General features: G+C 63.8%; 9 protein-coding genes. 6 read left to right on the top strand and 3 right to left on the bottom strand.

Annotated features, from left to right (window positions below):
* Window positions 1-172 precede the first annotated feature (172 nt).
* From ACWGTI_RS26765 to ACWGTI_RS26750, 4 genes are all read left to right on the top strand, one after another.
* On the top strand, window positions 173-2518 hold the full coding sequence (locus ACWGTI_RS26765) for a Wzz/FepE/Etk N-terminal domain-containing protein (protein ID WP_454589898.1): 2346 nt from the start codon (window positions 173-175) through the stop codon (window positions 2516-2518).
* Between the two features lie 228 nt (window positions 2519-2746).
* Window positions 2747-3646 (top strand): bifunctional methylenetetrahydrofolate dehydrogenase/methenyltetrahydrofolate cyclohydrolase FolD, encoded by a 900-nt coding sequence (gene folD / locus ACWGTI_RS26760; RefSeq protein ID WP_454589897.1) that lies wholly within the window; start codon window positions 2747-2749, stop codon window positions 3644-3646.
* A gap of 53 nt (window positions 3647-3699) precedes the next feature.
* On the top strand, window positions 3700-4662 hold the full coding sequence (locus ACWGTI_RS26755) for a GlxA family transcriptional regulator (protein ID WP_454589896.1): 963 nt from the start codon (window positions 3700-3702) through the stop codon (window positions 4660-4662).
* A 148-nt stretch (window positions 4663-4810) separates the two neighbouring features.
* Window positions 4811-6475, top strand: coding sequence for a vWA domain-containing protein (locus ACWGTI_RS26750; RefSeq protein ID WP_454589895.1), 1665 nt, complete (start codon window positions 4811-4813; stop codon window positions 6473-6475).
* 70 nt (window positions 6476-6545) lie between these two features.
* Here the strand turns inward: ACWGTI_RS26750 and edd are convergent, their stop codons facing one another.
* The 3 genes from edd to zwf all read right to left on the bottom strand — a co-directional run bounded on the left by edd (window position 6546) and on the right by zwf (window position 10600).
* Window positions 6546-8369, bottom strand: coding sequence for a phosphogluconate dehydratase (edd, locus tag ACWGTI_RS26745; RefSeq protein WP_454589894.1), 1824 nt, complete (start codon window positions 8367-8369; stop codon window positions 6546-6548).
* Window positions 8370-8432: 63 nt separating this feature from the next.
* On the bottom strand, window positions 8433-9149 hold the full coding sequence (gene pgl, locus ACWGTI_RS26740) for a 6-phosphogluconolactonase (RefSeq protein WP_454589893.1): 717 nt from the start codon (window positions 9147-9149) through the stop codon (window positions 8433-8435).
* Entirely contained in the window at window positions 9131-10600 is a 1470-nt protein-coding gene (zwf, locus tag ACWGTI_RS26735; RefSeq protein ID WP_454589892.1) for a glucose-6-phosphate dehydrogenase, read from the bottom strand. Before zwf ends, pgl begins: the two co-directional genes overlap by 19 nt.
* Window positions 10601-10904: 304 nt before the next feature.
* Between zwf and ACWGTI_RS26730 the strand changes: the two genes are divergently transcribed.
* Window positions 10905-11651, top strand: coding sequence for an SDR family oxidoreductase (locus ACWGTI_RS26730; protein WP_454589891.1), 747 nt, complete (start codon window positions 10905-10907; stop codon window positions 11649-11651).
* A gap of 90 nt (window positions 11652-11741) precedes the next feature.
* Complete coding sequence (locus ACWGTI_RS26725; protein ID WP_454589890.1) at window positions 11742-13034, top strand: Mur ligase family protein; 1293 nt, start codon at window positions 11742-11744, stop codon at window positions 13032-13034.
* Window positions 13035-13048 lie beyond the last annotated feature (14 nt).

Genomic DNA, 13048 nt, shown 5'->3' with positions numbered 1-13048 from the left:
TTTAACGTGCGGTTCTGACCAGCCTTTTACGCCCTCGACAATGTGCGGCAGGAGCGAGAAAACTTCGGCTTCGGGTCAAGGAAATTAACTTTTTGTTTCCCATGCCTGTTTAGCGTGGCTTAACGATTGACCGACGCCGCTCCCAAGCCGCCAAGGGTAAAGTTTCGAGACAATGGTCGACAGGGAAAACCGTGAAGACTGGAGGCGTGAGCGCTCCCTCCTGGCGCTCGGCAGAGCTGTGCGCGGCGACGAGGCGGCGGATGCGTCGCCGGTCTCCATCGGCGACCGGGCCGATCCGTCATGGCGCGAGGACGCCGCAACGCGTCACCGGATCGCCCGCTCGCAACGCGAGGCGCAGTCGAATCCCGCGCCAGCGTCACCGCCCGAGCCGCCGCAGTTCCGGGCCGCCGGCGAATCCGCTTCGGCCGCCAGCACATGGTCTCAAGCAGACGAAGCTGTCCGCTACCCGAGAGCCGGCGTGGCCGAGGAGCCTGTTCGGCGTCAGGAGCCTGCCCGGGGTTTCGATCGCGACGCCTACGAGCCCCGTTATGCCGACGAGCAGCGGCGGGACCGCGATGATGGCGACGATCAGGAATGGAAGCCGCTGATCGATCCGCTACAGGTCGTCCGCGGCATCACCCGGTCCAAGCTGCTGATCGTCTCGACGACGATACTGGGAACGGTGCTTGGCGTTGCTGTTGCCGTTTCGACGCCGAAGAAATACGAAGCCACAACGCAAATGGTCATCGAGCCAGGCGACCTGAAGCTGTCCGACAACGATCTCACCCAACCGGTCGGGCAGCCCGACGCGGCGCTGGCCGTCGTCGAAACCCGTATCAAGATGGTGACTTCAGGCAAAGTCCTCGACAAGGTCGTCGCCGATCTAAATCTTGTCGACGATCCAGAGTTCAACGGACAGGGCTCCGGCGGCCTCGGCGTCATGTCGCTGATCCGCTCGATCGTGTCGCGCCAGGATGGACCTGGCGGTGCCGGTGACGTGCGCCGCCAGGCACTGGCGGTCGGCAATCTGGCCAAGAGCCTGTCGGTCGAGCGCAGCGGCAAGAGCTTTGTCGTTTCCATCAGCGCCACCACCCAAAGTGCCGACAAGTCGGCGGAGATCGCCAACACGACGAGGGACGTCTTCCAGCAGGAGGCGGCCCAATACCAGTTCGGGATGGCCGGACGCGCGACGGACCAGCTGACGGCCAAGCTCGATGACCTGCGCAAGGATGTCGAGACGGCCGAGCGCAAGGTCGAGGATTTCAGGGCCACGCATGATCTCGTCGACGCGCAGGGCCATCTGATCAGCGACGACCAGATGCTGAAGCTCAACGAGCAGCTCTCCGTCGCCCGTGCCCGCACGCTGGAACTCAACGCCCGGGCGGCGTCGGCGCGTTCGCTGGACGTCAATTCGGTCATCAACGGCACTTTGCCGGAAGAAATCAATTCCAACACGATGAGCGAACTGCGCGCGCAATATGCAGCGTTGAAGCAGGAGGCCGACCGCGCCGCCGTGCGGCTGGGGCCGCGTCATCCCGAATACCAGGCGCTCAACGCCCAGCTCGTCGGATCACGCGAGCGCATCGCAGGCGAACTGCGCCGCATCGCGTCGTCGCTACAGGTCGACTTGAAGCGCTCGGTTCAACTCGAGCAGGATCTCGCTTCCCGCCTGGCGCAGGCAAAGGTCCAGAGCGGCGACGTCAACAGCGACCTGGTCAGCCTGCGCGAACTGGAGCGCGATGCCACCGCCAAGCGCAACGTCTATGAACAATACCTTCTGCGTGCCAAGGAGACCGGCGAACAGCAAAACATCAACACCACCAACATCAATCTGATGACCCCCGCGCAACCGCCACTCGAACCCAACGGACCGTCGCGGGCCGTAATTGCGCTGGCCGGCCTGCTGCTCGGCCTTGCTTCCGGCGTTGGTCTCGGTGCGATGCGCGGCGCCTTTGCAAGCCTGCGCGACGCCGCTGGCTCGCGTTCGCGCGACAGGATGGACGAACGCCGGCCCCCTGTCGAAGACACGGTCTATCGCGCGCCGCTGCCCGTGTCTCCGCCGCCTGCAGCACCACCGGTGTTGCTGGTCGAGACCGCTCCCGCCCGCGGCCAAGGTCTGTTCGGCGGACTGTTCTCGGCGATGCGCAAAGCCACACCAGGCAGTGGGACGTCAGGAGAACGGCCCGTCGAGACGTACCGCGCCCAACCAGCCGCCGAATATGCAAGGCCGGTGGAGGAGCCTGCCGGCGATCCTCAGCCGGACGTCCGGCAAGAGGTTCCGGACGCCTATCCCTATGGGCAGCGTGCCGGCTACACGCAGCCCGGTCGACCGGCCGACTACCTCTATTCGCAGCAGCCGATGCCGGCAGCGCCCGAGAGGTGGTCTTCTCCGCAGCCGGCCGAGGCGACGTCGGACGACCAGCAGGCGCAAATCGACGATATCCGCGCCGGTCTGCGCGAATTTCGTGAGGCGGTGCGCGAACTCACCGAAAACCGTTCGCGCCGCCGCTATTTCTGAGCCCGTCAGCACGGAATAAAAGCTGCCGGTTTCGAGTTTACGGCATCTGACGGCGCTTTGACGGGATTGCTTGGGCCAAATTTCGTGAAAATGCCGCGCAGCATGGCGCTCGAAAAGCGCTGCCGTCGGGCTTGACCCGAATGGGCGGCGACGTTTGAAACAACGACATGCACGAAACAACGTTCAGGGCACGCCGCGCCTTGGCTGGAATGATGTCGAGGATGGTTCATGGCCGAAGTGATTGACGGAAAGAGCGTCGCCGGAGATGTGGTTCAGAAGGTCAAGGCCTTGACCGCGGACCTGATCGCCAAGGGCAACACCAAGCCCGGCCTGGCGGTGGTTATCGTCGGCGAGGACCCGGCAAGCCAGGTCTATGTCGCCTCCAAGTCGCGCACCGCCAAGGAATGCGGCTTTCATTCGCTGCAGCACACGCTGCCGGCCGACACGTCCGAGGAGGCGCTGCTCAAGATCATCAGCGAGCTCAATGCCGATCCGGCAGTCAACGGCATCCTGGTTCAGCTGCCGCTTCCCGCCCATATCGATGCCGGCAAGATCATCCAGGCCATCGCGCCGCAAAAGGATGTCGACGGCTTCCACTTCATCAATGTCGGAAAGCTCGGCACCGGCGAACTCGAAACCGCCTTCGTACCCTGCACGCCGGCGGGTTCCATGCTGCTGATCGAACGCGTGCGCGGCAAGGATCTTTCCGGCCTCAATGCGGTCGTCGTCGGCCGCTCCAACATTGTCGGCAAGCCGATGGCAAACCTGTTGCTTGCCGCCAACTGCACCGTCACCATTGCCCACAGCCGCACCAAGGACCTGCCGGCGCTGGCCCGCACCGCCGATATTCTGGTGGCTGCCGTCGGTCGGCCCGAAATGGTCAAAGGCGACTGGGTCAAGCCGGGTGCCACCGTAATCGATGTCGGGATCAACCGCATCGCCGCACCCGAGAAGGGCGAGGGCAAGACCCGCCTCGTCGGCGACGTCGCCTATGCCGAGGCGTCGAACGCCGCCGGCGCCATCACCCCTGTGCCGGGCGGTGTCGGCCCGATGACCATTGCCATGCTGATGGCCAATACGTTAGCCTCAGCCTACCTTGCGGCCGGCTTGAAGCGGCCTTCCTTCTGATCCAGAAAGCAGCTTCTTTGCCGAACCCCAGTATTCCCTCTGAACGGCCGGTCATGGGTGATCCCGTTCAAGGCGGCCGGCAATTCGCGTTCCTGCTGGTCGACAAGTTTTCGATGTTTTCGCTGGCAGCGGCGATCGACACTTTCCGCTCGGCCAACCGCCTGCTCGGCCGTGATTTCTATGGCTGGACGACGGTTTCGGCCGACGGCGACTCCGTCATGGCCTCCAACGGCCTGCCGCTCAAGATCGACTACGCGGTCGCCGACCTGCCGCCGGTCGACATCCTGTTCGTGTCGGTCGGACTGACCACTGAATTCCCCGGCAAGAGCAAGGTGCTGGCGGCGCTGCGCAGCTGGGGCCGGCGCGGCAATGCGCTCGGCGCGCTGTCGGTAGGCTCCTATCTGCTGGCCGAAGCGGGCCAGCTCGAAGGCTATCGTTGCACCATCCATTGGGAAAACCGCGCCGGCTTCGTCGAGCGCTTCCCCGACATCAACTGCACCGGTAACGTCTTCGAGATCGACCGCAAGCGCTACACCTGTGCCGGCGGCACCACCTCTATCGACCTGATGCTGGAGATCGTGCGCGGCGATTTCGGCTCGAACCTCGCCAACGGCGTCGCCAACCAGTTCCAGCATGAACGCATCCGCTCCGCCGGCGATCGCCAGCGCGTCGGGCCGGAGCGCGACCTCACCGGCAAGTCGGAGAAGCTTAGACGCATCGTCGAGCTAATGGCCGACCATCTCGACGAGCCCCTGTCGGCGGTGCAGCTCGCCAAATCGGCGGGCCTTTCGGTGCGCCAGGTCGAGCGCCTGTTCCTGCGCCATTTGAGCGTCACGCCCGGCCGCTACTACATGCGGCTCAGGCTCGAGCGGGCGCGCGAATTGCTGCGCCAGACCAACATGCCGATCCTCGATGTGGCCATTGCCACCGGCTTCACCTCGCACTCCTATTTCGCGCAGAGCTACCGGCTGCAGTTCGGCCGTCCGCCCTCGGAGGAGCGGCGCACCACCTATTGACGCGGTGCTTAGCCAGCTTCGGAACCGGCCTTGGCCAGCGCCGATCCTGTTACACTGCAACCGTTCGTGACCGCTCTAGGCTTGTGTCCGAACGCGCTGTCAAATAGCGTCCGGCGCGGATCAGAGGGCGGCCTCAAGGAGATTTCCAATGGCGGGACTTTTGCGGAGCGTCGCTGCGGCGCTGCTCCTTTTGTCGATGACTTCGCTCGGCTTTGCCGCGAACAAGGTCATCATCATTCTTGACGCCTCAGGCTCGATGTGGGCCCAGATCGACGGCAAGCCGAAGCTCGAAATCGCGCGCGAATCGCTCAGGACCGTGCTGCAGTCGGTCCCCGCCGACGACGAGATCGGCTTCATGGCCTATGGCCACCGCGAGAAAGGCAGCTGCGAGGACATCGAGCTGATCGTGCCGCCGCAGGCCGGCTCGGCAAGCGCCATTTCGGCCGCCGCCGACAGCATGAAATTCCTCGGCAAGACGCCGCTGACAGCTGCCGTCAAGCGGGCGGCCGAAGCCTTGAAATACACCGAGGACAAGGCGACCGTAGTCCTCATCACCGACGGGCTTGAGACCTGCGGCGGCGACCCTTGCGCGCTGGGCAAGGAACTGGAAGCGTCAGGCGTCGACTTCACCGCCGACGTCGTCGGCTTCGGCCTGACCGCCGACGAAGGCAAGCAGATCGCCTGTCTCGCCGACAACACCGGTGGCAAATACATCCAGGCCTCGGACGAGAAGGCGCTGCAGGAAGCGTTGGTCGAAACCGTCGCCGCGCCGGCCCCGGCACCCGCGCCTGAACCCGCACCGGCGCCTGCCCCAGCGCCCGAACCGGCAAAGCCCGAATTCAATTTCATACCGAGCGTAGTCATGGCCGAAGGCGGCGATCCGATCACCGATGGCAATGCCTGGGAGGTCTACAAGGGCAAGCCCGACGGCACGCGCGGCGAGTCCGTCACCACACAGTACAACAGCTACGAGGCCAATCTCGAGCCGGGCGACTATATCGTCGTCGCGCGCGCCGACGAAGCTCAGGTGGAACAGAAGGTCAAGATCGAAGCCGGCCAGGTCTACAAGCCGCTCTTTACCTTGAACGCCGGCACCATGCTCATCCATCCCAGGGCTTACCAGGGTGCCGATATCAGCGACGAGGCCCATGTCGACTTTGCCTTCCCGGGCGGCAGCACGACCCATTATGGCGACACCAGGATCATAGTGCCGGCCGGCGAACAGAAGGTCACCGTGGCGATCGGCAGCGGCTCGGTGAGCGAGACCATCCAGCTCGCCGCCGGTCAGACGGTCGAAAAGGACATCGTCGTCGGCGTCGGTCATGCCGTCGTCAACGCCTACTACACGGCAGGCGGCGACAAGGCCGACTCGTCGGGCATCAGCATCCAGATCGTCAAGGCCAAGAAAAAGATCGACGGCTCGCGCGAAGATGTCGCCCATTCCTATGGCCCGGACAGCAAGTTCTGGCTGCCGCCGGATGACTATGTCGCCGTCACCGCGCTCGACCTCGCGACCGTCGAGCAGCCGTTCAGCGTCAAGGCTGGCGACGTCAAGGATGTCAAGGTGACGCTCGATGCCGGCGTGCTGGCCATGTCGGCGCCGGGCGCCTATTCGATCGAGGTGCTGTCGTCGAAGAAGGACATCCAGGGCAATCGCAAGGCGCTTGGCCTGAGCTATGGCGACACCTGGCAGCAGACCATTCCGGCCGGCGACTATGTCGTCGTTCGCCACATGTCCGATGAAGGTCATGACAAGGAAATGCCGGTGACGGTCAAGGCCGGCGAACGGAGCGAGATTACGGTGCAGCCGTAATTGGCGTTTCATCGCAAACGAAAAAGGGCAGCCTTGAGCCGCCCTTTTTATATCTCGTCGAAATGATGGCTCAGGCGGTACCGAAAGCGCTGGCGCCATGGTCCGCACGCCCGACCAACTGGCGGAAACCGGCGAACAGCTCGCGGCCGAAGCCGAACTCGTTACCGATGAGGTCTATGTCGGCCGTGCGGCGCAGTGCAAGCTCGGGGCCCGGCACCAGCACTTCCAGCGTGCCGGCGTCGGCGTCGAGCCGGATGATGTCGCCGTCATGGATCCTGGCGATAGGTCCTTCCTCGACCGCTTCCGGTGTCACATGGATCGCCGCCGGCACCTTGCCGGAAGCGCCCGACATGCGCCCGTCGGTGACCAGCGCGACGCGCTGGCCGCGGTCCTGGAGGATGCCGAGCACGGTGGTGAGCTTGTGCAGTTCCGGCATGCCGTTGGCCTTCGGGCCCTGGAAACGGATGACAGCAATGAAGTCGCCGGTGAGCGTGCCGGCTTTGAAGGCTTCGTTCAGGCCTTGCTGGCTGTCGAACACCTTGGCTGGCGCCTCGATGACGCGCCGTTCCGGCGTCACCGCCGAGGTCTTGATGACGGCGTGGCCGAGATTGCCGGCAAGCACCTTCAGGCCGCCGGTCGGCTGGAAGGCCTTGGCGAACGGCGCCAGCACCTTCTCGTCGCCGCTCTGCAGCGGCGAGGCTTCGCGCACCACGCTACCGTCTTCGCCGAGTTTAGCCTCGACCGCGTAGGGCCGGAGACCTTCGCCCCACACCGTCTGCACGTCCTCATGCAGGACGCCTTCATCGAGCAGTTCGCGGATCAGGAAGCCGAGCCCGCCGGCGGCGTGGAAATGGTTCACGTCGGCGAGCCCGTTCGGATAGACACGGGCCAGCAGCGGAACCGCTTCCGACAGGTCGGAAATGTCCTGCCAGGTCAGTGTGATGCCGGCCGCCGCGGCCATGGCGATGAGATGGATGGTGTGGTTGGTCGAGCCGCCGGTGGCGTGCAGGCCGACGACTCCGTTGACGAACGAGCGTTCGTCGATCATGCGGCCGACCGGCGTGTAGGCGTTGCCGAGCGCGGTGATCGCCAGCGCCCGCTTCGTTGCCTCACGCGTCAGCGCGTCGCGCAGCGGCGTGCCCGGATTGACGAACGAGGCGCCGGGCGTGTGCAGGCCCATTATCTCCATCAGCATCTGGTTGGAGTTGGCGGTGCCGTAAAAGGTGCAGGTGCCCGGCCCATGGTAGGATTTGGACTCAGCCTCGAGCAGTTCGGCCCGACCGGCCTTTCCTTCGGCATAGAGCTGGCGAACCTTTGCCTTCTCGTCGTTTGGCAGGCCCGTCGTCATCGGTCCAGCCGGCACGAAGACGGCCGGCAGATGGCCGAAGGTGAGGGCCGCGATCACCAACCCCGGCACGATCTTGTCGCAGACGCCGAGATAGACGGCGGCGTCGAACATGTTGTGCGACAGGCCGATTGCCGCGGCCATTGCAATCACGTCGCGCGAAAACAGCGACAGCTCCATGCCGGGCTGTCCCTGGGTCACGCCGTCGCACATTGCCGGCACGCCGCCGGCCACTTGCGCGATGCCACCAACTTCCCGCGCGGCATCCTTGATCAGCGCCGGGAACGTCTCGAAGGGCTGATGCGCCGACAGCATATCATTGTAGGAGGTGATGATGCCGAGGTTGGGCACCTTGTCGGCGCCAAGCGCCAGCTTTTCAGACGGGCTGCAGACGGCAAAGCCATGCGCGAGGTTACCGCAGGACAACACCGAACGGTTGGCGGTGCGGTTCGAGGCTTCGGCGATACGGCCGAGATAGCGCTCGCGGCCGGCTTTCGAGCGCTGGCGGATGCGTTCCGTGATGGCTTCAATGTCGCGTCTGGCTGTCATGGTCGGTCCTTTCAAGCCCCGGAGAACGTCCTCCCACTGTTTGCCGGGACTGCTTCGTTAAAATCAGGGTGCCCAGAACACCTCTACTGGTGTGGGTGCTGCTTCGAGCACTTTGCGAATGGGCTTCTTGGCACCCGGTCCCATCGCATTCTCGAAGGCGATGCGCTTGTCCTCGCCTTCGATATGCAGCGCGATGAAGCCGGCGGCGATGATGCGCGCCATCGATAGGGTCAGCCGCGGCTCGCCGCCGCTCGGAGCATGCACCGGCAGCACGATCCTCTGCGAGGCGGGATCGAGCAAGGCGGGGAGATTGTCCGCATCGGGAAAGAACGACGCGGTGTGGCCGTCGCCGCCCATGCCGAGCACCACGACGTCGAGCGGCCAGGCCAGTGCCTGGAGTGCCGTGTCGTCGGACGCCGCGGCGGTCTCGATGCTCGCGGCCTCATGATACATCGGCACGAAGTGCGCGGCGGCGGCCGCGTTCTGGAGCAGGTTGGCGGCAACCAGCCCGGCATTCGAGCGCGGCGAGGAGGCCGGCACGAACCGTTCGTCGACCAGTGTCACCGTGACCTTGTTCCAGGCGATCGGAATGGCCGAAAGTGCTGCAAAGAACTTCGCCGGCGTGGTGCCGCCGGAAACGGCGATGAGGGCCGTGCCGCGCTCGTCGATAGCCCTGGTCAGGCGCGCCGCGACATTGCTGGCAAGGGCTGCCGCCAGATCCTGGCGTCCGGCAAAGCCGTTCCAGTTGTAGGTGGGCTCGCTCAATTGCTCTCGTGCCATGTCCGCCCGTCGCGTTCGATCAGCGCAATCGAGGCCGAGGGGCCCCATGTGCCGGCCGTATAACCTTGCGCCTCTTGCCTGGCGCTTTCCCAGGCGTTCTGGATCGGGTCGATCCACTTCCATGCCGCCTCGACTTCGTCGCGGCGCATGAACAGCGTCTGGTTGCCGCGCACGACATCCATGATCAGCCGCTCATAGGCATCGGGCGCGCGACCGTCGAAGGAAGTTGCGAAGCTCATGTCGAGAGGAATCTGGCGCAGCCGCATGCCGCCCGGACCCGGATCCTTGATCATGATGAACTGCTTGACGCCTTCGTCGGGCTGCAGCCGGATGACCAGCTGGTTGGCGAAGATCGGCCCTGCGCTGTCGCCGAAGATCGAATGCGGGATCGGCTTGAACTCGATGACGATTTCAGAGACCCGAGTCGCCAGGCGCTTGCCAGTTCGGAGGTAAAACGGCACGCCGGCCCAGCGCCAGTTGCCGATCTCGGCCTTGATGGCGACGAAGGTCTCGGTGTTGCTGTCCTTGCCGAGCTCCTCGACATAGCCTTTGACGGCGCCGCCGGATGAGGCGCCGGCGCGATACTGGCCGCGCACTGTATGCTTGGGCGCCTCATTGCCGTTGATACGCTTCAGCGCGCGCAACACCTTCAGCTTTTCGTCGCGCACCGCGTCCGCATCCATCGACGACGGAGCCTCCATCGCGACCAGACACAAAAGCTGCAGTATGTGGTTCTGCACCATGTCGCGCAGCGCGCCAGCCTTGTCGTAATAGGTGACGCGGTCTTCCAGGCCGACAGTCTCGGCCACCGTGATCTGCACATGGTCGATATGGGCCGAGTTCCACAACGGCTCGTAGAGCGCATTGGCAAAGCGCAGCGCCATCAGGTTCTGCACCGTTTCCTTGCCGAGATAGTGGTCGATGCGGAAGATCTGACTTTCGTGGAAGTCGTCGCCGACCAGATCGTTGAGCTTGCGCGCCGAATCGAGGTCGCGGCCGATCGGCTTCTCCAGCACGATGCGCGAATTCGGCGTGATCAGATTGTGCGCTTTCAGCTGGTGCGAGATGTCGCCGAACAGCGCCGGCGCCACCGCCAGATAGAAAGCGCGGATGCGGTCGCTGTCGCCGATCGCCTTTTTCAGCTTGTCGAAGCCGGCGCCCGTGGTCGCGTCGGCGGACACGTAGGACAGCCGGGCAAGGAAGGTCTTCAATTCCTTGGCGTCGATATCGTCGGGCTTGACGTGGTCGGAAATCGCCTGTTTGGCGAAAGCCTGGAACTCCGCATCGGTCATCTTCGAACGCGAGGTGCCGATGATCCGGGTCGGTTCGGAAAACTGATGGTCGCGCTGCCGATGGTAGAGCGATGGCAGCAGCTTGCGTTCCGACAGATCGCCGGTGCCGCCGAAAATGATGAAGTCGAAAGGATCGACGGGGATGATCTGGCTGGTCATGGTCTGTCCGCTTTGACGCCGCACACTGTGACGCGGCTGGGTATAATCTAATCGATTTAAATTATCCAGTGCCATGGTGTCACATCACGGACCAATCACTGGATATTGAGTCGGTCCAAATGTGCCTTGACACTGGCGCCGGCCGGAGGCTTGTCGATAGGCAACGGCTCCCGGAGGCTTTCGCAGCTGCAGCATAGAGCGTGAATGTGACGAAAGCTAAGGGAGAAATCCGTCGCGGCATGGGGCGTGGCGTTGGCCGCCGCCCTGTACACGTTGCGGGATGGTCTCAAGGAGCGGGAACAGCATGCGTCTGGAAAACAAGGTCGCCGTCATCACCGGTGCGGCAGCGGGTTTCGGCGAAGGCATGGCAAGGCGCTTTGCCCAGGAGGGCGCCAAAATTGTCGTCGCCGACCTCAATGCCAAAGGCGCGGAACGCGTCGCCGCCGAAATAGGTGAGGCAGCCATCTGGACCCAGACCGACGTGTCGCAGCGTTCCGAATTCGACGAGATGGTCTATGCCGCAAAAAGCGCCTTCGGCCGCATCGACATCATGGTCAATAATGCCGGCTACACCCATCGCAACGGTGACATGCTCGAGGTCGACGAGGCGACCTTCGACCTGATCACATCAGTCAACATGAAGGCGATCTACCATGCCGCACTTGCTGTGGTGCCGATCATGGAGCGGCAGGGCGGCGGCGTCATCCTGACCACGGCTTCGACCGCGGGTCTGCGGCCGCGGCCGGGCCTTACCTGGTACAATGCATCGAAAGGCTGGGCAATCACCGCGACCAAGTCGATGGCGGTCGAACTCGCGCCCAAGAACATCCGCGTCAACTGCCTCTGCCCGGTCGCCGGCGAGACCGCCATGCTGGAGAAATTCATGGGCGCCGACACGCCCGAAATCCGCGAGAAGTTCCGCGCCTCGATCCCGCTCGGCCGCCTGTCGACGCCGCTTGATATCGCCAATGCCGCGCTCTGGCTTGCTTCGGACGAAGCCGCCTTCGTCACCGGCGTGGCGCTGGAGGTCGACGGCGGACGCTGTATCTGAGGGTTCCCGTTCCCGGCCTGCATGGCTGCGGTTTGACTTGACCATCCGCGGGAAGGCATAAAGCGTCTTGGCTCGGGATTTGGCGGCGCAATGGACGCGAAACTGCGCAAAATCGGCGAAGATCTGGGGCGGCGCCTCAGGATGTACTTGGCCAAGCGCGGGCGCGCCAGAAGCAAGGCCACTTTCATCGGCATCACCGGCAGTTCCGGCAAGTCGACATCGGCGAGCCTGCTGGGACACATCCTGGCCAGCCATGGCACGGTCCATGCGCAAGTTCTGTTCAACACGATGAAGGCGCTGGTCAACACGCTCTATAAGCGACTGAATCGAGCAGGCGATGTCGACTATGTTGTCTTTGAAGCTGGCGCCTTCAATGTCGGTTCGATCCGGCCGATGGCCGAATTGCTGCGCCCCCATGTGGCTGTCGTTACGATGGTCCGGCTCGAGCATGTTGCGAGTTTCCGCACCCTGGAGAACGTTGCCAGCGAAAAGCGGGCGCTGATCGAGGCGCTGGAGCCGAGCGGGCTTGCCATTCTCAACGCCGACGATCCGCATGTGCTCGCAATGGCGTCCGGCGCGGGCCGCGTCGTCACATTCGGCACATCGGAAGCCGCGGACTATCGCGTCACGAACATCCATGCTGCCTATCCGGAACTGCTGCGATTCTCGCTCCGCTGGGGTGGCGGCGTTCTGGATCTCGAAACGCTATTCCCGGGCGACCATTTCTGGTTGCCGGCAACTGCCGCCGTCGTCACGGCCCTCGAACTCGGCGTTCCGCCGGAGAAGGTGGCGGCAAGGGTAGCGACGTTCCACCCGTTGGCAAATCGCTGCGATGTCGTGGTTGCCGAAGATGGCCCGCAATTCATCGTCGACAGCGCAAAGTCGCCTTGGCACTCGGTCAATCTTGCCATCGACATGGTGGCCAGGGCCAAGGTAGCGCGCAAACGTATCGTCCTCGGCCAGATCTCAGACTACGCGGGCTCGACCCGAAAATACGCCAGTGCCTACAAAATGGCGCGGGAAATCGCCGATCAGGTGATCTACACCGGGGACAATGCGCATCGCTCGAGAGCCAGTGAGAACGATCGTGACAGCGGCCGGTTTGCCGAACTGCGTACGCCGAAAGAAGTCTCGGACCACGTCAGGCAGACGGCTGTGCCGGGGGAACTGATACTTTTGAAAAGTTCGCCCAAGCTTCACCTGGAGCGTATCGCGCTGGCTTGGACCCACGATGTTAAATGCTGGATACCGGACTGCGGCAAGAACGAGGGATGCAGGCAGTGCGGCCTGTTCGAAGTGCCGTTCGAGGAGCATCGCGACCATGTCAGGCAGGTAAAGCATGCCAGACGGCGACGGCGTTTGTTGCGGCTCATCGGCCGGTGAGTCGCAACCGTGCC

The sequence above is a fragment of the Mesorhizobium sp. ArgA1 genome (assembly GCF_053714375.1).
Note: the sequence above shows the minus strand (reverse complement) of the source record. Positions and strands in the feature narration are given on the sequence as shown.